This window comes from Burkholderia sp. AU44665, from assembly GCF_030504405.1.
GTDB classification, from domain to species: domain Bacteria; phylum Pseudomonadota; class Gammaproteobacteria; order Burkholderiales; family Burkholderiaceae; genus Burkholderia; species Burkholderia semiarida.
This window is the reverse complement of the sequence record NZ_JAUJRI010000028.1, coordinates 28,973-49,747: the sequence shown is the minus strand read 5'-3', so window position 1 is coordinate 49,747 and position 20,775 is coordinate 28,973. Positions and strand designations below refer to the sequence as shown.

Genomic DNA, 20,775 nt, shown 5'->3' with positions numbered 1-20,775 from the left:
GCCGCTCAGCTGACGAGCGCGTAGGTCGACGTCGCGTGGACGGCCATCTTGCCGTCCTCGTCGAACAGCTCGACTTCGCCGAACACGAGGTTGCGGCCCATCCGCAGCACGCGCGCGGTGACGAGCACGTCGCCCTTGCGCACGGGACGCATGAAGTTCGTGTTCAGCGACACCGTCGTCATCGGCCGGAATTCGCCGAGCGCAGCCGAGATCGCGACCACCATCGCGGTGTCGGCGGCCGCCGTGAACACCTGGCCGCAGATCACGCCGCCCGAATGGCGGAACTCGCCGGAAAACGGCAGGCGCAACGTGACGCTGTCGTCGCCGATCGACACGGGGACCAGACCCAGCGAGCGGACCCACGGGGCCAGCAGGCGATCCAGCAATTCGCGGACTGCGTTTTCGTCCATCTTCGAATGTCCAGAAAACGTTGCGCGACCGCCGCGCAACGCGTGTGGCGTCATCATACCGGGAGCGCGCAAACTGCGACCGCTCGTTACTGCGCCGGCAACCGCCGCCGGCGTGACGAAATATTTTCGGGAAATTCGCAGAAAGGGCTTGCCATGTCCCGAAAACCCCGGCATAATCTTTCTTCTGTTGGGGGCGTTAGCTCAGTTGGTAGAGCAGCGGACTCTTAATCCGTAGGTCGAGTGTTCGAGTCACTCACGCCCCACCAGGAATTTCAAAGGCCGGTCAGCGAAAGCTGACCGGCCTTTTCCGTTTTGGCGCGCCGTATTCGCAGCGCGCGCCTTTCGCGGTACGCCGCCGCACGTCCGTCGCGCATCGTTTCCGCTAGAATCGTCCGACAAATATCACACGACCGGCGCGGGGTTGGTCATTTGCCCGCCGGCACTGAGAGAACATGGGACGTCAGACATGGAAGCATGTGAACGAGACGCGACCATTCAGAGGGCATGGTTGCGCCGATATCGGCCTGTCCGTCGCGATGGGCCGCTCACCCGGACCGGCCCCGATCCGCGCGACGCCCGAACCGGATCGCGTCATGCCGGGTAAGGACGCGCTGGTCGCACTGATGATCGGTGTCGTGCTGTTCGTGCTGGCCGGCGTGCTCGCCGTCACGGCCGGCCGGGAACCCGACCGCCTGGTCCGCGCGCCGGGCACGGTCGTGCGCATCGTCCAGGACAGCGATGCAATGCGCGCGTACCGGCCGATCGTCGCGTATCTCGCGAACGACGGCCGGCGCCGCGAAGTCGCCGGCAATACTGCATCCGCGGTGCCCGCGTACGACATCGGCGAGAACGTCGACATCCTGCTCGACCCCGACCACCCGGAGCGCCCCGCGCTGATCGACGATTTTGCGCAACGCTGGCTTCCGGTGGCCGTGCCGGCGCTGCTCGCCGTCGCGTCGTTCGCCATCGGCGGCCTGCTGCTCGCCGGCGAGCGACGCCGCCGGCAGTCGGGCCCGGCGCCGCGCCACGTCGAACGCAAGCCGGCACGGCGCCGCTGGGATGTCGCGATCGCGCTGATTCCGATCGCGATCGGCACGGGTTTCCTCGCCGGCGCCGGCGCGGCCGGGCTGCGTCAGTGGCAAATCGTCCACCACTATGCGCGTTCGACCGGCCATGTGGTCGAGATCGCGAAAAACGGGCGGCCGTCGCGGTCGCGCACGTCGCTGTATTCGGCCATCGTCGCGTTCACGACCGACAGCGGGCGGCTGATCACATTCGCCCAGGGCTCGGCGTCGTCGCCGCCGGGCCTCCACAAAGGCGATGCGGTCGACGTGCTGTACGATCCCGTCACGCCCGAGCGTGCGCTCGTCGACCGCTTCTGGGATCGCTGGGGCCTCACGGCCATCCTGTTCGCGATCGGTGCGCCGTTCCTGGCGGCCGGGCTGTTCGCCGCCGCGACGTTATGGCCCGACCATCGGCCGCACGAAGCCGAGGCCGCTCGATGACCCACGCGCGGTGCGGCAACCGCCGCGCCGCGCGCGTCACCGCTCCCTGAACGCCTCTACCTTCGCGCGGTTCCCGCACGTGCGCATGTCGCACCACCGCCGCCCCACGCCGCGGCCGCGATCGACGAAGAACCACGTACACCGGCCGCATTGCCGCACGCGCGCGAAATCGTCGCTGCGCATCAGATCCTCGAAACCGAGCGCAGCCGCATCGATCCAGCGCGACGCAGCGCGCGCGTCCGGTCGCCACGCGAAGCGGCCGCCAACCGCATCGAACGCACTCCGCCCGATCGCCTCGCGGATCGCCAGCGCAAGCCGCTCGGCAGCGCGCGCGCCCGCGCCGCCGCCGCCCGCGGCCGTCAGGTGCACGATCGCGGCGTACGCGTCGTCGCGAAAGCGGTGCAGCGCCGCCAGCTCCTCGGGGCCATCCTGGCGCGGATGACGCAGCAGCCGCGCCAGATCGTCGGGCGCCAGCAACCCCGCTTTCCCGGCCCACGCACGCACGGCCGGCCAGTCGACGAGTTTGTCCTCGTCGCGCGTCTTGCCCGTGTCGGCCACCGTGTTGAGGAAGTCGAGCGCCGGATGGCCGCCGACGAAATCGGCCGCGCGCCATTCGTGCCCGTGCCGCGCCGGGTCGGATCGAGTAACCATTTATTTTCACCTATCGGTTTCATATCCGGAAAATCCGGCGTAACCTGTTAACAACCAAAACAGGTTAGCACGGAGAAGCCGATGCTCGAACTTCCGAACCGCTTCGATTTCGAAGGCCACCGGATTGCATGGGGTACGCTCGGCGAAGGCCCGCCGCTCGTGCTCGTGCACGGCACGCCGTTTTCGTCGCAGGTATGGCGCCGGATCGCGCCGTGGCTCGCGCGGCGCCATCGCGTGTATGTCTACGACCTGCTCGGCTACGGCCAGTCCGACATGCCGGACGCGGACGTGTCGCTCGGCCGCCAGAACGCGCTGTTCGGCGCACTGCTGAACGAATGGACACTCGCGCGGCCGCGTGTGCTCGCGCACGACTACGGCGGCGCCACGGTGCTGCGCGCGCACTTTCTCGACGGCATCGCGTATGCGGATCTCACGCTCGTGAACCCGGTCGCGATCGCGCCGCAAGGGTCGCCGTTCGTGCGTCACGTCGCGCAGCACGAAGCCGCGTTCACCGGCCTGCCCGCGTACGCGCACCATGCGCTCGTGTCGGCCTATATCGGCCAGGCGGTCGCGCGACCGCTGAGCGACGAAGCACTGTCGATCTACCGTGCACCGTGGCTCACGCCGGCCGGCCAGGCGGCGTTCTATCGCCAGATCGCGCAGATGCGCCAGCGCTACATCGAGGAAGCGGAAGCCCGCTACGCGCCGCCGGACTTTCCGGTGCGCATCGTGTGGGGCGAGGACGACGCATGGATTCCGCTCGAGCAAGGGCAGGCGCTCGCCGATCGCGTCGCGAACGGCAAGCTGATCCGCGTCCCGCACGCGGGCCATCTGGTTCAGGAAGATGCGCCGGAGGCGATCGTCGCCGCGGTGCTCGACGCGCACGCGCCACGCTGACCGCCAGCCACCTCGCGTCGCGTCGTCAGAACACCGGCACGCCTTGCGCGAGCGTCGCGACGAACTTCGCGGTACGCGGGTCGCGCGGCCGGCCGAACAGGTCGCGCGATGCGCCGGCTTCGACGATGCGGCCATCGGCGAGGAACACCGCGTCGTGCGCGATCGACGCGGCCAGGCGCAGGTCGTGCGTGGCCATCAGCATCGTCGTGCCTTCGCGCGCGAGCTGGCGCAGCACCTCGACCACTTCGACGGACAGCTCCGGATCGAGCGCCGATGTCGGCTCGTCGCACAGCAGCACCTGCGGAGACGGCGCGAGCGCGCGCGCGATCGCCACCCGCTGCTGCTGTCCGCCCGATAGCGTGGCCGGCCATGCGTCGGCCTTGCCCGCGATGCCCACCTTGTCGAGCAGCGCGAGCGCCCGCTGGCGCGCCTGCTCGCGCGGCCAGCGCTGCACGGTCACGAGCCCCTCCATCACGTTCTGCACGACGCTCAGGTGCGGAAACAACTGGAAGTTCTGGAACACCATGCCGGTCTGCCTGCGCACCGCGAATACCGCGTCGCGCGACGGCCGGCGCCCCGGCACGAATGCGATGTGCGCATCGCCGACCGCGAGCGCGCCCGCCTCCGGCACTTCGAGCAGGTTCACGCAGCGCAGCAGCGTGCTCTTGCCGCTGCCGGACGGGCCGATCAGCGCCGTTACGCTCCCCTGCTGCAATGCGAGGTCAATTCCGCTCAACACGCGATGCGAGCCAAACGACTTGTCGATGCGCTCGAGACGGATCATCGCAACTCCGCGTGGAACAGCGCATGCCGGCCGAAGCGGGTTTCGAGGCGACGTTGCAGCGTGGACAGCACCGAGCTGAACAGCAGATAGATCAGCGCGGCTTCGGTATAGAGAATCAGCGGCTCGTAGGTCACGGCCGCGATGCGCTGCGCGGCCTGGAAGATCTCGGGTACCGTCAGCACGGCCGCGAGCGACGTGTCCTTCACGAGCGAAATGAACGAATTCGACAGCGCGGGCAGCGCGACGCGCGCGGCCTGCGGCAGGATCGCGCGGCGCAGCGCCTGCGCGCGCGTCATCGACATCGAGTACGCGGCCTCCCATTGCCCCTTGGGGATCGATTCGATCACGCCGCGAATCACTTCCGCGTTGTACGCGCCGACGTTCAGCGAGAAGCCGATCACGGCGGCCGTCAGCGGATCGAGCACGATGCCGACGCTCGGTAGCCCGTAGAAGATCACGAACAACTGCACGAGCAACGGCGAGCCGCGGAACAGCCAGATATAGAAACGCACGACGGCCTGCGCCCAGCGCGGCCCGAACAGCCGCGCGAGCGCTGCGCCGAACGCGAGCAAAAGGCCGATCGCGAACGACGCGAGCGTGAGCGGAACCGTAAACACGAGCCCTGCAACGAGCAGGGGGCGCAGCGATTCCGCCATCAGGTGCAGCCAGGCCGGCATCGTTCAGCCTCGCGTCACGGCTGCGACACGTCGCGGCCGAAGTACTTCTGCGAGATCTTCGCGTAGGTGCCGTCCGCCTTGATGTCCGCGAGCGCCTTGTCGATCGCGGCCACCAGGACGGGGCTGCCCTTGCGCAGCAGCACGCCGGACGCGTCGCCCGCGCCGCTCGTGTCGGTCGCCGCGATCTTCAGTTTCGCGTCGGGCTTGTGCTTGCGGAAATCGAGGTACGACAGCGAATCGTTGATCGTCGCATCGACGCGTCCGGACGTCAGCAGGTCGATCGATTCGTTGAAGCCCTGCACGGGCACCACGTCGGCGCCGTGCGCGGCCGCGAGCTTGCCGAAATTGCTGGTCAGCGTGTTCGCGGATTTCTTGCCCTTCAGGTCGTCGAACGAGCGGATCGTCGTGTTGTCCGCGCGCACGATCAGCACCGCGTGCGACGTGATGTACGGCGTCGAGAAATCGTATTTCGCCTTGCGCGCGTCGGTGATCGACACTTCGTTCACGACCGCGTCGTAGCGGTTCACGTCGAGACCCGCGATCAGCCCGTCCCATTTGCCTTCGACGAACTGCGGCTTCACGCCGAGACGCTGCGCGATCGCGGTCGCGATGTCGACGTCGAAGCCCGTCAGCTTGCCCGTCTCGTCGTGGTACGTGAACGGCGCGTAGGTGCCTTCGGTACCGATGCGGAACACGCCGGCCGACTTGATCTGCGACAGGTCGTCGGCAGCCAGCGCGCTGGTGGCCGCGGCGGCCTGCAGCAGCGCGACGATCAGGATGGAGCGGAGGAATTTCATGGTGCGGACCCCGAATGATTGGAGAGAATCATCCCGCCGGCACGCCTGCGCCGTTCGAGAGGTCCGCGAATTCTACCGATGCGGGAAGGCCCGGCAAAAACGCAAATCGGCTAACGATATGAGCCGATCGAATAACGACCACGCCAACCTCGATGCCGACGCGGGCCCCTTACACGTCGCTTACCATGGCAACGAATACGTCTTCGTATTCGTGAAGCTCTTCATCGCTTCCTGCACACCCTCCTTGTATCCGAGCCCCGAATCCTTCACGCCGCCGAACGGCGTCAGTTCGAGCCGATAGCCGGGCACCTCGCGCACGTTCACGCTGCCGACTTCGAGCTCGGTGATGAAGCGCGTGATGTGGTCGAAGCGGTTCGTGCACACCGACGACGACAGCGCGTAGTCGGTGCTGTTCGACATCCGGATCGCTTCGTCGATGTCGCGAAAGCGCAGGATCGGCGACACCGGCCCGAAGGTTTCATGCTTGACCAGCGGCATGTCGGGCGTCACGCGGTCGACGACGGTCGGCGAATACAGCGCGCCGTCGCGCACGTTGCCGACCAGCAGCCGCGCACCGCGTGCGATCGCGTCGTTCACCTGCTGCTCGCAGAATTGCGCGGCCGCTTCGTCGATCACGGTGCCCATGTCGACCGACGGATCGGACGGATTGCCGTACGACCATGCGCGCGTCTTCTCGACGACGAGTTCCGTGAAGCGATCGGCCACTGCCTCGTGCACGAGCATCCGCTTGATCGCCGTGCAGCGCTGCCCCGAATTCCTGTACGAGCCCGACACCGCGAGCGTGCTCGCCTCGTCGAGATCGGCGTCTTCCATCACGATGATCGGATCGTTGCCGCCGAGTTCGAGCACCGCGCGCCGGTAGCCCATCCGCGCTGCGATCGATTTGCCGATCGACACGCCGCCGGTGAACGTGATCAGGTCGATCGCCGGGTTCGTGATCAGCTCGTCGGCGATCTCCTGCGGGTCACCGGTGATCACCTGCAGCATCTGCGGCGGCAAGCCGGCTTCGTACAGAATGTCCGCGAACAGGTAGCACGACAGCGGCACCTTCTCCGACGGCTTCACGACGATCCGGTTGTTGGTCGCGACCGACGGCACGATCTTGTGCGCGACCTGGTTCATCGGGTGATTGAACGGCGTGATCGCCGAAATCACGCCGAGCAGCGGGTCGCGCTGTGTGTACACGCGGCGCTTCTTGCCGTGTGGCGTCAGATCGCACGAGAAGATCTGCCCGTCGTCCTTCAGCACTTCGCCGGCGCCGAACGTCAGCACGTCGGCCACGCGGCCGGCTTCGTACGTCGAATCCTTGACGCACAACCCGGCCTCGGCCGTGATCAGCGCCGCGATCTCCGCGGTGCGCGCCCGCACGATGTCGGCCGCGCGGCGCAGGATCGCCGCGCGCTCGTGGCGCGTGAGCGTCGGCCGGTACGCCCGCGCGACCGCGAAAGCGCGGCGCACGTCGTCGAGCGTCGCCTTCGGCACGGTGCCGACCAGCGCGCCGTCGTACGGGTTGCGCACGTCGATCACTGCGTCGCGGTAGATCCTTTCACCATCGATTCGCAGTGCTTCACGACGAGGCGTGCGGACATCCGTCGATGCTGCGATGGCGTTCATCAGTGTCTCCTGGCGGATGCGTCCGCGTCACTGCAGATGGTTGAGCGCGATGTCGACGATGTCGAAGTTGCGTAGCCGCGCGCGACCCGCGACGGCGGTCGCGACCGGCTTGCTGAAGATCAGCGGCACGATTTGCTCGGAGATCCCGCCGTGCGAGCGCAGCGGCACGTCGAGGCCCGACAGGTCGTGCTTGATGCGGCGCGTGCCGAGCACGACGTCCTGCTTCGAGATCACGATCAGGTCGCCCATCCGCGCGGGCGGCAGCTCGAAGCGCGCGCAGCCTTCGGCGCCCGTCAGCACGACCTCGATGCCGTCGACCGCGGCGAGCCGTGCGCGCAGCGCATCGGTGTCGGCATCGCCCGGCACGTAGACGGTCGCGAACGAACCGAGCGCACCGTGGTGCACGACGTACGGATCGGTGATCGGCAGGATCACGCGCGCCGTATCGTGGCCGAGCCATTCGTCGAACAGCTCCTGCAGGTAGATCACGTTCGGCTCGCCGGTCGCGTCGTCGTGCTTCGCGTTCATCCCGTGATCGGCGGTGATCGCGACGATCGCGCCGAGTTCATCCAGACGCTTCAGGTACGTGTCCATCATCGCGTAGAACGCGTTCGCGCCTTCCGTGCCGGGCGCGCACTTGTGCTGCACGTAGTCGGTGGTCGACAGGTACATCAGGTCGATCGGGCGCGTCTCGAGCAGCCGCACGCCGGCCGCGAACACGAATTCGGACAGATCCGCGCTGTACACGCTCGGCACCGGCTTGCCGACCAGCTCGAGCACGCGGTCGATGCCGTTTTCCTCGACGCTCGCCTCGTCGGCCTTTTCCGACGAGAAGCAGATGCCCTTCAGCCCCTTGCCGAGCAGGCGGCGCAGCTTGTCCTTCGCGGTGACGACCGCGACGCGCGCGCCCCGCTCGGCGAAGGCCGCGAGCACGGTGGGCGCGACCAGGTACTTCGGATCGTTCATCAGCACCTCGGCGCCGGTGTCGCGATCGTAGAAGTAGTTGCCGCTGATCCCGTGGATCGCCGGCGGCACGCCGGTCACGATCGACAGGTTGTTCGGGTTCGTGAAGCTCGGCACCACGCATTCTCCCTTCAGTGCCGTGCCTGGCTTCAGCAGCGTGCGCAGGAACGGCGCGACGCCCGCCTCGGCGGCCTCTTCCAGATATTCATACGCGCAGCCATCGACGCAGACGACCACCACGGGCCGGCTCATCCAGTTGTAGCGGCGGCCGTTCACTTCCACGGAGACGGGCGTTTCAGTCATGACGTTCATTCCTTTCGGGGCGAAGCGGTGAGCCGTCGGCGCCCGTGCCGCGCCGAACGAGTGTTTCGATGCTTGACATTAAAATGGACGATTTGTAGATTGTCAACAACATGCAAAAAGCAGGAAGCAACGCGATGGCGCCCGGACGATCCGAATGACGACTTCAAGCGGTGTTATCAGGAGGTCAAAAAGCGCGCCTACATTCGGTATCCGGGCAAGCGGACCGAAGTGCAGACGCTCCGCGTCGGCTGCATCGGTCGCGTCGGCGAAGCCGGGATTCCGCGCGCTGTCGCGGCGATCGCCGACACGTCGAAGGCGATAGATGTGCGCCGCAGCCGCCTATCGGCCGAAGCGGCTGCATGACGATGTGGCGCGACGTACCGGCCGCATGTGCATGCGGCCGCCCGTTTTTCCGGCTGTGCGCCGCACGACCCTTTATCGACGAATGCTCCGATGCGCCCCTTCTGGATCGAACAAGCGCTGTTCAACGACGGCGATCTCGCCCCCGCGCTGCAAGGTGCGACGCGGGCCGACGTGTGCATCGTCGGCGGCGGCTTCACGGGCCTCTGGACCGCGATCCAGGCGAAGCAGCACAACCCCGCGCTCGACATCGCGATCCTCGAGGCCGACCTGTGCGGCGCCGGCGCGAGCGGCCGCAACGGCGGCTGCCTGCTCACGTGGTCGGCGAAATTCCTGACGCTGCGGCGCCTGTTCGGCGAAGCCGAGGCGATCCGGCTCGTGAGGGCGTCGGAAGCGGCCGTCCAGCACATCGCCGACTTCTGCCGCGCGCACGGCATCGATGCGGACCTGCGGCTCGACGGCACGCTGTACACCGCGACGTCGCGCGCGCAGGTCGGCACGCTCGCGCCGGTGCTCGACGCGCTCGCCGCGTGCGGCATCCACAGCTACGAACATCTGCCGCCCGCCGAAGTCGCGCGCCGCTCGGGCTCCGCACGCAATCTCGACGGCGTGTACTCGCCGATCGCCGCGACCGTGCATCCCGGCAAGCTCGTGCGCGGCCTGCGCCGCGTCGCGCTCGATATGGGCATACGGATATACGAGCGCACGCCGCTCGTCGACTTCACGCCAGGGCAGCCGGCCGTCGTGCAGACGCCGTCCGGCAGCGTGCACGCAGGCAAGCTGGTCTTCGCGATCAACGCGTGGATGGCGAGCCGCTTCCCGCAGTTCGAACGCACGATCGCGGTCGTGTCGAGCGACATGGTGATGACCGAGAAATGCCCGGCGTTGCTGGAGCGGACGGGGCTCGTGGACGGCGTGTCGGTGCTCGATTCGCGGATCTTCGTCTACTACTACCGCACGACGGCCGACGGGCGGCTGATGCTCGGCAAGGGCGGCAACACGTTCTCGTGGCGCAGCCGCATCGCGCCCGTGTTCGACCGGCGCTCGCCGTACGAGGCGCAGCTCACGCGGAGCCTGCGCGCGTTTTTCCCGTCGCTTGCGGGCGTGCCGATCACCGCAAGCTGGAACGGGCCATCGGACCGCTCGGTAACAGGCTTCCCGTTCTTCGGCCGCCTCGACGACGCGCCGAACGTGTTCTACGGCTTCGGCTATTCGGGCAACGGCGTCGGGCCGACCTACATGGGCGGGCAGATCCTGTCGTCGCTCGTGCTCGGCCTCGACAACGCGTGGACGCGCAGCCCGCTCGTGCGCGGCCCGCTCGGCCAGTTTCCGCCGGAGCCGATTCGCTATGTCGGCGCGCATGTCGTGCGCAATGCGATCCGCCGCAAGGAGCGCGCGGAAGACGAGAACCGGCAGCCGTCGGTCGTCGATACGTGGCTCGCGAAGTTGGCGAGTGCGGCGGGGAAGGCGGACAAGGCGTAACGGGCGGGGCGAATGCGGCGAGGAACGGGAGAGGCCGGCGGCTCGCCGGCACCATCATGTCGCCAGCCTCTGTCGAATCCGCACATCGACCGAACAACAGGTGAGGAAATCCCGCTAATAGAAAAAGTCCGATTCCAGGCGCCGCTTTTGTTTCGAAACGCAAAATCCCCCATGAGGACAATCACGCATCGACAAGACATGTCCCAGCTAAAATAAAACTTATAAAACGGCGCGCCAATCAATACGCTTTATTTTTGTCATTTCATTATCTCGATTTTATTATCAAAAACAGCATGACAGGATTCAAACGATCCGACAAATAGAATCCCGCTTTTTCTTTCATGCACTCATCAACAACCATTGAAATCTTGATTAGCGATTCCCGATCCGTCTCGAGAGGGTCGCAGTTCGGACATGTCGCGATTGCAGTCGATGGGGTCGTATATGGCCGAGCGCACCCGGGATGGGGCGCAGATAACATCCTGAACTACTTAAATCGCCAGCAGACCAAGATGCAACGCGATACGATCGGCTATCTCCTTCATACATCCAGGGATGAGAAAAGGATCATCGTTTCCGAGATAAAACGCCGGCTACACGAAAACAAACCATACTCTCTCGTCGACAACAATTGCTCCTCGAACATAGCCGAAGTACTTGGCAAAGCGGGAACTCTGGCTCACGACCCGAGATGGCAACTCCCGAGTATCATAGCGCCTGCGGATTTGATGACCGGTCTGCGCCATTCGAAACGCCTGATTGGAATCCGACGGTATCCGAAAAAATGACACGCCTGCTGCTACTTGTCGCGCTCACGATGATGATCGGTGCGTGCTCGAAATATAAAGACGAGAAATGGGCGGCACTTCGCGACATGCCGGCCTTCGCCGAGCCAAACGACGACAGAACGCATCCGATCTTCACGGTCAGGAAAGGCGAATCCTGCGTCCCGGTGGCGGATCGGGCTGCGAAGATTTACGCGTACACGCAAGTGCGCTGCGAATCCGGAACGGGTTGGGTGCTCGACGACTTCTTTGATAAGCAGCGCGGCAAATGATCGGCGGCGAGCGATCCCCGCATTCGAATGAATATCATCAATGTCCCGCGGAGCGCGCGCCTTCAGCGCTCTGCCATGCAAGCGGGCGATGCGCACCCACTCCGCGCCGCGTCACCGTGCGGTAACCGCGAACGCGGCAATTCACGCGCCCGCCTTCGCCCGCGCCGCCTTGCCCGTCGCGGGCAACCCCTGCTCATGCATGCGGCGCATCCGTGCGAGACCATGCGCGACGTGCTCGCGCACGAGCGCGACGGCCTTTTCCTCGTCGCCGGCCGCGAGCGCCTGCACGATCCTGTCGTGCTCGGCCGCCGACACCGCGATCGCATCCTCCTCGGCCTCGATCGCCGCCTGGCGCAGCAGGCCGAGCTGGCGCACGAGCCGCCGATAGGTATCGACGAGATGCGTATTGCCGACGCCGACGACCATCGCGTCGTGAAACTGCACGTTCAGCTCGGTATAACGCGTGACGTCGTGCGCCTTCGCGGCGTCCTTCATCGACTGGACGATGCCCTTCAGCACCTTCAGCGTGTCGGGCGAGATGCGCTTCGCGAGCGCGCGCGCGACCGACTCGTCGAGCATCGCGCGCACTTCGTAGATCTCCTCGGCCTCGCGCAGTGGCACGACGCGCACGGTCACGCCGCGGTTCTTCTCGTTGCGCAGCAGGCCGGCCTGTTCGAGCGCGCGGAACGCTTCGCGCACCGGGCCGCGCGACACGTTCAGCTTCGTCGCGATATCGACTTCGTTGAGCTTTTCGCCGGGCGCGTATTCGCCGGAGACGATCGCGCGCTCGAGCATGTCCTGAACGATCATCGCGAGCGACTGGCTTTGCAGGAGTTCGATGGCGCTGAGCGCGTTCGGGGCGGTCATGGTCGGGCAGGCGGCGGAGCTGTCGGTGAAAACGGGGGCGCCATATCGGCGAATGATCGTTGTATACCGTCGCCCCGGCATATTGTCCACAGTTTTCAGTCGCCAAAAGCCCATCCTGCGCGCCGGAGCGCAACCAACCTGCAACCGGCACGCCGCCGCCGTGCGGCACGCGGCGGGCGAACGCGCGCTGAGCCGCCGCGCGCTCGCCGTTCCCGCATGGTACGTGGCGCTTTTCCCGCGCCTTCCCTCGTTGTTTTCCTCGTGCCTTCCTTCTGTCGCGGCGCCGTGCGTCACTTCGGCAGCGCCGGAATCATCCATGTCAGCACGTGCTGCTGCAGGAACACCAGCACGCCGAGCAACAGCGTGAGAATCACGCTGTGCCAGAAGGTGCGGGCGAACACGACGCCCTCCTGCCCTTTCAGGTCCGTCGTCGACACACCCGTCGCGATGTTCTGCGGCGAGATCATCTTGCCCATCACGCCGCCCGACGAATTGGTCGCGGCCATCAGCACCGGATCGAGGCCGAGCTGCCGAGCGGCCACGACCTGCAGGTTGCCGAACAGCGCGTTGCCCGACGTGTCGCTGCCGGACAGGAACACGGCGATCCAGCCGAGCGACGCGGACACCAGCGGGAACAGCGCGCCCGTCGACGCGACGCCGGTGCCGAGCGTGTAGCTGATGCCCGAGTAGTTCAGCAGGTACGCGAGCCCGACGATCATCATCACCGTGACGATCGCGATCCACGTTTGCCGCCACGTCTTCACCACGCATTCGACGAACGCGCCGGGGCCGGTGCGCGTCAGCGCGGCCGTGATGATCGCCGACACGAGGATCGCGGTGCCGGTGCCGAGCGGCTGGAAATCCCAGATCGCCGCATACGGCTTGTGGTACAGCGACACGTACACGGCGTTGTGCAGGCCCGGCCACTTGATCTTCACGTCGCCGATCGCCGCGATGTTCGCGTGCACCCACACGATCACGACCACCGACACGACGAGCCACGGCAGCCAGCCGCCGAAGCCCGCGCGCGCGGCGCCGGCGGCGGCCGGCACGCTGCGCGCGAGCGCGTATTGCGGATCGGGCTGCGGCTTCCACACCTGCAGGAAGCCGATCGTCACGATCAGCGACGAGAGCGACGACAGCACGTCGGTGAGCTGATAGCCGAGGTAGTTCGACGTGACGAACTGCGCGAGCGCGAAACTGCCGCCGGACACGAGCAGCGCCGGCCACAGCTTCGAGATCGAGCGCAGCCCGCCATACGCGCCGACCACGTAGAACGGCAGCAGCAGCGCGAAGAACGGCAACTGGCGGCCGACCATCTGCGCGAGCGTCGCGGGCGGCAGCGACGTGACGGCGCCGAGCACGGTGATCGGCACGCCGAGCGCGCCGAACGCGACCGGCGCCGTGTTGAACAGCAGCGTATAGGTAAGCGCTTCGAGCGCGGGGAAGCCGAGCGCGATCAGGAGCGCGCTCGTGATCGCGACCGGCGTGCCGAAGCCGGAAATCCCTTCGAGCAGACAGCCGAACGAGAACGCGACGACGAGCAGCACGAGGCGACGGTCGTCGGGCAGGTTGTCGAGCATCCACTGCCGGAACTGATCGAAACGGCCCGACTTCACCGCGATGTTGTACAGCAGCAGCGCGTTGAAGACGATCCACATCACCGGCACGACCGCGAGCGCCATGCCGGCGCCGACCGCGTTGAACGCGAGGCCGGCCGGCATCCCCCACGCGCCGATCGCGACCGCGAGGCCCGCGACGAGCCCCGCGAGCGACGCCTGCCACGCGGGGCGGCGCAGCACGCCGAGCGCGATCAGCGCGACCGCGATCGGGATCACGGCGACGAGAAACGACAGGAGCAGCGAGTGCGCGACGGGCGTCAACGGTTGCGCGAAGACGATGCCGGGCGGTAGGGCGTCGGTGGGATTCATCGTGTCTCCAGAGTCGACCCGAATTCGCATGTCGATGCGCCGGGTTCGGTACAAGGCGATGTCCTGCAGTCACGGCCGCGATCGGGCGCTTGCATGCGCAACGACGTTGCGCGGCCAACCGATCGGTCGCTTAAAAGAGGTTAGGAGGCGCGGCACGCTTGTACAAGGGGGAGAAGCCCGATGCGGCGGGCCGATGCGGGCGGCCCGCCGCACGATGGCCGGCAGATGGCGCGCCGCTGTCGCGCGCGACAGGAAACCCGTCGTGACGACTCACCGGCGCCCGCAATGTTGCGCGAGCGGGAAAGGTGACTGCCGGCTACGAGGATGTTTCGTTGAGCATCCGAAGCCTAGACTGGCTGCATCGTTTCCGGCCGCGCCGGCGATGGCGCGGCGCCGGAACCTCACGGAGCCAAAACGATGAAGACGATGAAACACGCGGCATGCGCATTCGTGCTGATCGGCGCGGCGTTCGTCGCTCACGCGCAAGCCGCGTCGACGCTCACGCGCGCGCAGGTCCGCCAGGAACTCGTGGAGCTGCAGGCCGCCGGCTACCGGACGAGCCTCGCAAGCAGTCCCGACTTTCCGGGCAACATGCAGGCGATCATGCAGCGTGCCGCGCAGGCGCGCGGTGAAGGCGACGTGGCCGGTTACGGCGGCGCTGCCCGGGCCCGCACGGAATCGGGCAAGCCGGCGCTGCCGCACCTGGTCGATCGCGGCACGTACGCCCATCACTGATCGCCGATGGAACCGGATGGCCGTCGCATCGCGGCGTGGCGCAGCATTCTGCGCCGGCCGCGTGCGCGATCGTCACACGCTGAAGCGGTTCAGCGTATAGGCGCGATAGGCGGCGACGAATGCGTCGAACGATCCGGCCTCCTTCGCTTCGAGCTCGGCCTGCTCGGCGAGCGACTTCGCGGCGAGCGCCTGCTCGGTACGCAGCGTCTCGGCCGACGGCGGGCGCGCGCGGAAATGCGTGGCATGCGCTTCGCTCTGCGCGAGCGCGAACGCGAGGAACGACTGGCCGTTCTCGCGCATCGTGCGCAGCACGCGCGCGGATGGCGTGCGCTCCGGATCGGCGAGCTTCTCGCGCTGCGCGGCAATCGCGCGCGCATGCGCGTCGCCGCCGCGGATTTCGTCGAGCCGGCGGCCGACGATCTCGATATCGCCCATCAGCTCGTCGGCCCACTGCTGCAGCGTGATCGACTGGCCGTCGCGCGTCAGCGTGAGCCCCGGCTTGCGGCCGTCCAGCGTCACGCTGCCGAAGTTCGCGTTCGCTTCCTTGTACGCGTCGCAGTCGAGCGGCGCGCTTTCGTCGAGCGCGCACGCGAGCAGGAACGCATCGATGAAGCGCGCGGTCTCCAGCGCGATGCCGGTCGGTTCGAACGGATCGATGTCGAGGCAGCGCACTTCGATGTACTGCACGCCGCGCGACGCGAGCGCATGCAACGGCCGCTCGCCCGAATACGTGACGCGCTTCGGCCGGATCGTCGAATAGAACTCGTTCTCGATCTGCAGCACGTTCGTGTTGATCTGGATCCACTCGCCGTCGCGATGCGTGCCGATCGCCTCGTACGCGGGATACGGCTCGCTCACGGCCTTCGACAGCGCGTCGAGATAGCCGGGCAGCGTGTTGTAGTCGACGTGCAGCGCGGCCTGGGCCGTCGTATTCGAGTAGCCGAGATCGCTCATCCGCAGGCTCGTCGCATACGGCCGGTACAGCGTATCGGCGTCGAACGTGTCGAGCTTGTGCGGCTTGCCGCGCAGGAATTTCGTGTCGAGCACCGGCGACGCGCCGAACAGGTACATCAGCAGCCAGCTGCGGCGGCGGAAGTTGCGGATCTGCGCGAGATAGCGTTCCGACTGGTAATCGACGAGCGTCGCCGTCGATTCCTCTTCCGCATGCAGGCGCCGCCACACTTCCTCGTGCAGCGAGTAGTTGTAGTGGATGCCGGCGATGCACTGCATCGTGCGGCCGTAGCGATACGCGAGGCCGCGCCGGTACACCGTCTTCAGGCGACCGATGTTCGACGTGCCGTAGTCGGCGATCGGGATCTGGTCGTCGGCCGGCAGCAGGCCCGGCATCGAGTCGTTCCACAGCAGCTCGTCACCGAGCGACGCATACACGTAGCGATGCAGATCGTCGAGGCGTTCGAGCGTGAGCGCGGCGTCGCGCTCCGCGGGCGTGATCAGTTCGATCAGCGCTTCGGAATAGTCGGTCGTCAGCGCCGGATGCGTGAGCGCCGAACCGAGCGCGCGCGGATGTGGCGTGAACGCGATCATCCCGTCGCGCGTCACGCGCAGGCTTTCCTTCTCGATGCCGCGCAGGCCGTCGGGCAGATGCTTCCGCGTCGGGCCCGAGCTCAGCGCGTCGAGGCGTTTCAGCAGCAGTTCGGACTGGCGGTAAGTCATGGTGTTCGACATGGAGACGCAAGTGCGTGACGGCCGCGCGCAGAACGCCGCGCGCGGCCGGCTGGATTGTTGGTCGCTTCGTTGGTAGCGGGCACTTTAACATCTCGCCGGAACCCGCGCTTGAGGTGGCGCCGGGTCCGGCGCACGGGCCTGAGCGGGCCACCGGACGGGTCGGACGCGCCGGTCCCGGCCTCCATCTCCGGTTCCGGACAATGCCGGCCGGCACGCCGGTCAGTGGAATTCATCTGACGGAACGTGAACGGCGAACGGCTGGCGCGCGGGTGCAACCATGCCGCTGAATGGATCGGGAAGCGACGCGTGCGCGGGCGTCGCACGCGCAGCATCGAGGCGGCGCCGAAATGCGTGGCATCGCCATGACGGGCCGCGTCACGCCTGCGCTCGCCGCATGCCGGCATCGCGTGCGCAACGGGTTGCGGCACTGCCTGCTGGCGGTCGCACCCGGCCGGCCGCCGCAGTTACCCGCCGCGCGCGCCGCCCGCCCGGTCGGCCACTTCGTTCCACAGATGCAGCGCCGCATACGCGCGCCATGGCCGCCAGCCTTCGGTGCGGCGCTTCTGGCTGGTGAGCCGGTCGAGCGCCGGGTCGCGCGCGGCGATCGACTGCATCAGCACCAGATCGGATGCCGGCCACGCATCGGGGTCGCGCCATGCGCGCATCGCGATGTATTCGACGGTCCACGGGCCGATGCCGGGCAGATCGAGCCACGCGCGGCGCAGCGTCGCGAGATCGGCATGCGCGCGATCGACCGGCACGTCGCCGGCCGCCACCGCGCGCGCCACGCCGGTCAGCGCCGCCACGCGCTTGCCGGGCATCCCGATCTTGTCGAGATCGCACGCCGCCAGCGCGTCGGGCGTCGGGAAACGCCACGCGGGCGCGCCGTCGTCTTCATGAATCACGCGTTCGCCGGCCCGTTCGACGAGCCGGCCGACGATCGTCGTCGCGGCCTTCACGCTCACCTGCTGGCCGACGATCGCGCGCACGGCCAGCTCGAACCCCGACCACGCGCCCGGCACGCGCAGCCCCGGCGCGGCCTCGACGAGCGGCGCGAACCACGGATCGCGCGCGAGCCCGCCGCCGATCGCGGCCGGATCGGCGCCGAGGTCGAACATCGTCGCGACACGTGCGGCGAATGCGTCGTCGACGTGACGCGCGACCGCCCCTTCGACGGTCGCGATCAGGCAGTGCTTGCGCGGGTGCTTCGTGACGGTGAGCCGGCCGGCATCGCCGTGCAGATCGACGATGCGGCGATACGCGCCGCCGGCCACCTGCTCGACGCCCGGAATCGCGCGCCCGCTGAAGAAGCGCAGCACGCGCGCCCAGTCGTACGGCGCCTTGTAGCGCAGTTCCATCTGCGCGGACGGCGGCACCGGGCCGCCGTTCGCGACAGACGTGATCGTTATCGTGTCGATGCTCAAACCGCACTGCCCTCCGTCTCGGCTTCGGCTTCATCGTTGTGAACATGGCGCGCCTCGGCCGCGAGCAGGGTCGCCTTGCGGCGTACGCCCCAGCGATAGCCGGCGAGCGCGCCGCCCTTTTGCACGACGCGGTGGCACGGGATCGCGAGCGCAACCGGATTCGACGCGCACGCAGACGCGACCGCCCGTACCGCGCGCGGCGAGCCGAGCGCCTCGGCGATCTCCGAATAGCTGCGCGTTTCGCCGTACGGGATATGCGTCAGCGCTTCCCACACGCGCTGCTGGAACGCGGTCGGCGCGATGTCGAGCGGCAGGTCGAACGCGTGCCGCGTGCCGTCGAGATACGCGCGGATCTGCGCGACGAACGGCGCGAGCCGGGCCGACGATTCGACGAGTTCGGCCCGCGCGAACGCGCTCTTCAGCTCGACGACGAGCGACGCCGCGTCGTCGCCGAACGCGATCCGGCAGATGCCCTGTTCGGTCGCGGCGACGAGTACCGTGCCGAGCGACGTCGACGCGGTCGCGTAGTCGATCCGCAGGCCGGCGCCCTGGCGGCGAAACGCGGACGGCGCCATCCCGAGCTCGCGCGACACCGACGCATAGAGCCGCGACGGCGAGTTGAACCCCGCGTCGACGGCCGCCTGGGTGACCGGCTGGCCGTTTTGCAGCGCCTGCCGCAGCGCCGCGCCGCGCTGCGCGGCCTGATACTGCCGCGGCGACACGCCGACCACGCGCTTGAAGAGCCGCTGCAGGTGGAACGGGCTCACGTGCACGGCGTCGCTCAACTGCTGCAGCGTGAGCCGCTCGGCGTGCGCGTCGAGCACCGCGCACGCGCGATTGACGATTTCCAGCTCGCGCGGCAGCCCTTCCGGCTGGCAACGCTTGCAGGGCCGGAAACCGGCCGCGCGCGCGGCCGCCGGATCGGTGAAAAAGGACACGTTCTCGCGGCGTGGCTGCCGCGACGCGCAGGTCGGGCGACAGAACACGCCGGTCGTGCTGACGCCATAGAAGAACGCGCCGTCCGCGTGCGGATCGCGCTCGGTCACGGCGCCCCAGCGGGCATCGTCGGTCGGATAGGCGGTTTTCATCTGAACCTCGCACTCTCTAGTGTAGATGGTGCCTACTCTAGCCATCGGCACATGCCGTCGCGCCCTGGATCTTGCTCTGTGATTCGTGCCGGCGAATCGGGGCCACATCCATAGGGATAAATGCGACGAAACGCGCGCGGCGGCTGCTCGCGCGCCGTTTCCGTCATCGTCCCGTCACCGTTTTGCTGCAGTGCGGATGCGACAAATCGCCGTCCTGACGTTTTTTTGCAATCGGAATATTGCGTCGCACCATCGCCGTGTGTATAGTTGGAACTGTCTCCTCCATGTCTCCTCCTGATATGGATTAAGCCCGTTCCGCTCTGCGTGAACGGGCTTTTTTTCGTCCGTCGATTGTGCCGCGTTCCGGCCGGCAGCGCAGGCGCGATGCGTCTACACTCGATGCTCGTCGACTGCGAAGGAGTCCCGCCCATGAAGCCCACCATCCGCGGAATCGATCACATCGTGCTGCGCGTGACCGACATGGCGGCCATGACGCGCTTTTACTGCGACGCCGTCGGCTGCCATGTGGAGAAGGAACAGCCCGATCTGGGCCTCGTGCAACTGCGGGCCGGCGATGCGCTGATCGACCTGCTGACGGTCGGCGGCCCGATCGACCGCCCCGACAGCGGCCCGCCCGGCGCGGGGCGCAACCTCGACCACCTGTGCCTGCGCGTCGAGCCGTTCGATCCCGACGCACTGATCGCCCATTTCGCCGCGCATGGCGCGCGGCCCGGCGCGCCGGCCGAACGCTACGGCGCCGGCGGCTACGGGCCGTCGATCTACCTGTTCGATCCGGAAGGCAACATGGTCGAATTCAAGGGGCCGCCGGCCGCGCTCGGCTGAACGCGGCCGGCGCGCGAGCCGTTACGCGTCCGCGCGCGCCTTCAGCACGGTCCACTCGACCGCGACCGGATCGTGGTCCGCGCTCGAGATCCATGCGGCGCCGTCCTGCACCGTGCACTGCAGGCGCATCGTGCGCGCCGCGAGCCGCCCGAGCGCTGCCGCGACGCCGTCGGCGAGCGACAGCACCTGCACGTTGCGCAGCCGTTCGACCTTGCTGCGCACGCCCTGCCACCAGATATCCGACGTCTTGCCGCCGTACGCGATCACCGTGACCTGCCCGGCGCGCCCGGCCGCCTTCGAGATGCGCCGTTCGTCGGGCTGACCGGCCTCGATCCACACGTCGATCGCGCCCGTCAGATCCTTCTGCCACAGGTCGGGCTCGTCGACGTCCGACAGCCCCTTGCAGAATTCGAGCCGCTCGTGCGCGAACAGCGCGAACGCGACGATGCGCACCATCATCCGTTCGTCGGTTTCCGACGGATGGCGCGCCACCGTCAGCGCGTGATCGGCGTAGTAATGCCGATCCATGTCGGCGATTTGCAACTCGGCTTTGTAGATCGTGGATTTCAGCGCCATGCGGATACGGCCCGGGCGGGCATTCGGTTCGGTCGGGCCGTGATGATACCGAATGCGGGCCGTCCGGCGCGCGTCATGCGACCCACAGCGCAACGGCCCGGCAT

General features: G+C 67.4%; 19 protein-coding genes, 1 tRNA gene and 1 pseudogene. 8 read left to right on the top strand and 13 right to left on the bottom strand.

Features of this window, described 5'->3' with window-relative positions; translation table 11 throughout:
• Positions 1–5: 5 nt before the first annotated feature.
• The gene (locus QZM15_RS30750) at positions 6–410 is read right to left on the bottom strand and encodes a PaaI family thioesterase (RefSeq protein WP_027785770.1); all 405 of its coding nucleotides are present in this window, start codon (positions 408–410) and stop codon (positions 6–8) included.
• A gap of 190 nt (positions 411–600) precedes the next feature.
• On the opposite strand from QZM15_RS30750, the gene QZM15_RS30745 reads away from it, so the two are divergent.
• Positions 601–676 (top strand) — tRNA-Lys (locus tag QZM15_RS30745).
• A gap of 186 nt (positions 677–862) precedes the next feature.
• Positions 863–1,915, top strand: coding sequence for a DUF3592 domain-containing protein (locus QZM15_RS30740; protein WP_226094328.1), 1,053 nt, complete (start codon positions 863–865; stop codon positions 1,913–1,915).
• 36 nt (positions 1,916–1,951) lie between these two features.
• On the opposite strand, the gene QZM15_RS30735 is transcribed toward QZM15_RS30740, so the two are convergent.
• Positions 1,952–2,566 (bottom strand): CGNR zinc finger domain-containing protein, encoded by a 615-nt coding sequence (locus QZM15_RS30735; protein WP_060010894.1) that lies wholly within the window; start codon positions 2,564–2,566, stop codon positions 1,952–1,954.
• Positions 2,567–2,647: 81 nt separating this feature from the next.
• Here QZM15_RS30735 and QZM15_RS30730 point away from each other — a divergent pair, with 81 nt between their 5' ends.
• Complete coding sequence (locus QZM15_RS30730; RefSeq protein ID WP_226094327.1) at positions 2,648–3,463, top strand: alpha/beta fold hydrolase; 816 nt, start codon at positions 2,648–2,650, stop codon at positions 3,461–3,463.
• A gap of 25 nt (positions 3,464–3,488) precedes the next feature.
• On the opposite strand, the gene QZM15_RS30725 is transcribed toward QZM15_RS30730, so the two are convergent.
• The 5 genes from QZM15_RS30725 to phnA all read right to left on the bottom strand — a co-directional run bounded on the left by QZM15_RS30725 (position 3,489) and on the right by phnA (position 8,622).
• Positions 3,489–4,247, bottom strand: a complete 759-nt coding sequence (locus tag QZM15_RS30725; protein WP_302107842.1) for an amino acid ABC transporter ATP-binding protein — start codon at positions 4,245–4,247, stop codon at positions 3,489–3,491.
• The gene (locus QZM15_RS30720; RefSeq protein WP_059573598.1) at positions 4,244–4,924 is read right to left on the bottom strand and encodes an amino acid ABC transporter permease; all 681 of its coding nucleotides are present in this window, start codon (positions 4,922–4,924) and stop codon (positions 4,244–4,246) included. The genes QZM15_RS30725 and QZM15_RS30720 overlap by 4 nt, the downstream gene beginning before the upstream one ends.
• Before the next feature lie 14 nt (positions 4,925–4,938).
• The gene (locus QZM15_RS30715; protein WP_302107841.1) at positions 4,939–5,721 is read right to left on the bottom strand and encodes an amino acid ABC transporter substrate-binding protein; all 783 of its coding nucleotides are present in this window, start codon (positions 5,719–5,721) and stop codon (positions 4,939–4,941) included.
• A 180-nt stretch (positions 5,722–5,901) separates the two neighbouring features.
• On the bottom strand, positions 5,902–7,356 hold the full coding sequence (gene phnY / locus QZM15_RS30710; RefSeq protein WP_302107840.1) for a phosphonoacetaldehyde dehydrogenase: 1,455 nt from the start codon (positions 7,354–7,356) through the stop codon (positions 5,902–5,904).
• A gap of 27 nt (positions 7,357–7,383) precedes the next feature.
• On the bottom strand, positions 7,384–8,622 hold the full coding sequence (phnA, locus tag QZM15_RS30705; protein WP_302107839.1) for a phosphonoacetate hydrolase: 1,239 nt from the start codon (positions 8,620–8,622) through the stop codon (positions 7,384–7,386).
• Positions 8,623–8,763: 141 nt separating this feature from the next.
• Between phnA and QZM15_RS30700 the strand changes: the two are divergent.
• From QZM15_RS30700 to QZM15_RS30690, 3 genes and pseudogenes are all read left to right on the top strand, one after another.
• Positions 8,764–8,985 (top strand): annotated as a pseudogene (locus QZM15_RS30700) (2-aminoethylphosphonate--pyruvate transaminase); the annotation flags it as partial.
• Positions 8,986–9,075: 90 nt separating this feature from the next.
• On the top strand, positions 9,076–10,464 hold the full coding sequence (locus tag QZM15_RS30695; RefSeq protein WP_302107838.1) for an FAD-dependent oxidoreductase: 1,389 nt from the start codon (positions 9,076–9,078) through the stop codon (positions 10,462–10,464).
• 691 nt (positions 10,465–11,155) lie between these two features.
• Positions 11,156–11,521 (top strand): hypothetical protein, encoded by a 366-nt coding sequence (locus QZM15_RS30690; protein ID WP_124658790.1) that lies wholly within the window; start codon positions 11,156–11,158, stop codon positions 11,519–11,521.
• A 141-nt stretch (positions 11,522–11,662) separates the two neighbouring features.
• Here QZM15_RS30690 and QZM15_RS30685 read toward each other — a convergent pair whose 3' ends face one another.
• Positions 11,663–12,388: a phosphonate utilization associated transcriptional regulator gene (locus QZM15_RS30685; RefSeq protein WP_302107837.1), complete on the bottom strand. Its 726-nt coding sequence runs from the start codon at positions 12,386–12,388 to the stop codon at positions 11,663–11,665.
• A gap of 290 nt (positions 12,389–12,678) precedes the next feature.
• Complete coding sequence (locus tag QZM15_RS30680) at positions 12,679–14,319, bottom strand: L-lactate permease (protein WP_059573592.1); 1,641 nt, start codon at positions 14,317–14,319, stop codon at positions 12,679–12,681.
• A 417-nt stretch (positions 14,320–14,736) separates the two neighbouring features.
• Here QZM15_RS30680 and QZM15_RS30675 point away from each other — a divergent pair, with 417 nt between their 5' ends.
• Entirely contained in the window at positions 14,737–15,054 is a 318-nt protein-coding gene (locus tag QZM15_RS30675) for a DUF4148 domain-containing protein (RefSeq protein ID WP_302107836.1), read from the top strand.
• 72 nt (positions 15,055–15,126) lie between these two features.
• Here QZM15_RS30675 and gshA read toward each other — a convergent pair whose 3' ends face one another.
• The 3 genes from gshA to ada all read right to left on the bottom strand — a co-directional run bounded on the left by gshA (position 15,127) and on the right by ada (position 19,252).
• Positions 15,127–16,740, bottom strand: coding sequence for a glutamate--cysteine ligase (gshA, locus tag QZM15_RS30670; protein ID WP_302107835.1), 1,614 nt, complete (start codon positions 16,738–16,740; stop codon positions 15,127–15,129).
• A gap of 464 nt (positions 16,741–17,204) precedes the next feature.
• Positions 17,205–18,164, bottom strand: coding sequence for a DNA-3-methyladenine glycosylase (locus tag QZM15_RS30665; RefSeq protein ID WP_059573589.1), 960 nt, complete (start codon positions 18,162–18,164; stop codon positions 17,205–17,207).
• Positions 18,161–19,252, bottom strand: a complete 1,092-nt coding sequence (gene ada / locus QZM15_RS30660) for a bifunctional DNA-binding transcriptional regulator/O6-methylguanine-DNA methyltransferase Ada (RefSeq protein WP_275934088.1) — start codon at positions 19,250–19,252, stop codon at positions 18,161–18,163. Before ada ends, QZM15_RS30665 begins: the two co-directional genes overlap by 4 nt.
• Positions 19,253–19,681: 429 nt before the next feature.
• On the opposite strand from ada, the gene QZM15_RS30655 reads away from it, so the two are divergent.
• The gene (locus QZM15_RS30655; protein WP_059573587.1) at positions 19,682–20,095 is read left to right on the top strand and encodes a VOC family protein; all 414 of its coding nucleotides are present in this window, start codon (positions 19,682–19,684) and stop codon (positions 20,093–20,095) included.
• 21 nt (positions 20,096–20,116) lie between these two features.
• Here the strand turns inward: QZM15_RS30655 and QZM15_RS30650 are convergent, their stop codons facing one another.
• The gene (locus QZM15_RS30650) at positions 20,117–20,671 is read right to left on the bottom strand and encodes a YaeQ family protein (protein ID WP_060312299.1); all 555 of its coding nucleotides are present in this window, start codon (positions 20,669–20,671) and stop codon (positions 20,117–20,119) included.
• Positions 20,672–20,775 lie beyond the last annotated feature (104 nt).

What these genes read in the sequence shown, in the direction of transcription:
- QZM15_RS30750 (WP_027785770.1), bottom strand. Translation starts at nt 410, where the DNA reads ATGGACGAAAACGCAGTCCGCGAATTGCTGGATCGCCTGCTGGCCCCG.
- QZM15_RS30740 (WP_226094328.1), top strand. Translation starts at nt 863, where the DNA reads ATGGGACGTCAGACATGGAAGCATGTGAACGAGACGCGACCATTCAGA.
- QZM15_RS30735 (WP_060010894.1), bottom strand. Translation starts at nt 2,566, where the DNA reads ATGGTTACTCGATCCGACCCGGCGCGGCACGGGCACGAATGGCGCGCG.
- QZM15_RS30730 (WP_226094327.1), top strand. Translation starts at nt 2,648, where the DNA reads ATGCTCGAACTTCCGAACCGCTTCGATTTCGAAGGCCACCGGATTGCA.
- QZM15_RS30725 (WP_302107842.1), bottom strand. Translation starts at nt 4,247, where the DNA reads ATGATCCGTCTCGAGCGCATCGACAAGTCGTTTGGCTCGCATCGCGTG.
- QZM15_RS30720 (WP_059573598.1), bottom strand. Translation starts at nt 4,924, where the DNA reads ATGCCGGCCTGGCTGCACCTGATGGCGGAATCGCTGCGCCCCCTGCTC.
- QZM15_RS30715 (WP_302107841.1), bottom strand. Translation starts at nt 5,721, where the DNA reads ATGAAATTCCTCCGCTCCATCCTGATCGTCGCGCTGCTGCAGGCCGCC.
- phnY (WP_302107840.1), bottom strand. Translation starts at nt 7,356, where the DNA reads ATGAACGCCATCGCAGCATCGACGGATGTCCGCACGCCTCGTCGTGAA.
- phnA (WP_302107839.1), bottom strand. Translation starts at nt 8,622, where the DNA reads ATGACTGAAACGCCCGTCTCCGTGGAAGTGAACGGCCGCCGCTACAAC.
- QZM15_RS30695 (WP_302107838.1), top strand. Translation starts at nt 9,076, where the DNA reads ATGCGCCCCTTCTGGATCGAACAAGCGCTGTTCAACGACGGCGATCTC.
- QZM15_RS30690 (WP_124658790.1), top strand. Translation starts at nt 11,156, where the DNA reads ATGGCAACTCCCGAGTATCATAGCGCCTGCGGATTTGATGACCGGTCT.
- QZM15_RS30685 (WP_302107837.1), bottom strand. Translation starts at nt 12,388, where the DNA reads ATGACCGCCCCGAACGCGCTCAGCGCCATCGAACTCCTGCAAAGCCAG.
- QZM15_RS30680 (WP_059573592.1), bottom strand. Translation starts at nt 14,319, where the DNA reads ATGAATCCCACCGACGCCCTACCGCCCGGCATCGTCTTCGCGCAACCG.
- QZM15_RS30675 (WP_302107836.1), top strand. Translation starts at nt 14,737, where the DNA reads ATGAAGACGATGAAACACGCGGCATGCGCATTCGTGCTGATCGGCGCG.
- gshA (WP_302107835.1), bottom strand. Translation starts at nt 16,740, where the DNA reads ATGTCGAACACCATGACTTACCGCCAGTCCGAACTGCTGCTGAAACGC.
- ada (WP_275934088.1), bottom strand. Translation starts at nt 19,252, where the DNA reads ATGAAAACCGCCTATCCGACCGACGATGCCCGCTGGGGCGCCGTGACC.
- QZM15_RS30655 (WP_059573587.1), top strand. Translation starts at nt 19,682, where the DNA reads ATGAAGCCCACCATCCGCGGAATCGATCACATCGTGCTGCGCGTGACC.
- QZM15_RS30650 (WP_060312299.1), bottom strand. Translation starts at nt 20,671, where the DNA reads ATGGCGCTGAAATCCACGATCTACAAAGCCGAGTTGCAAATCGCCGAC.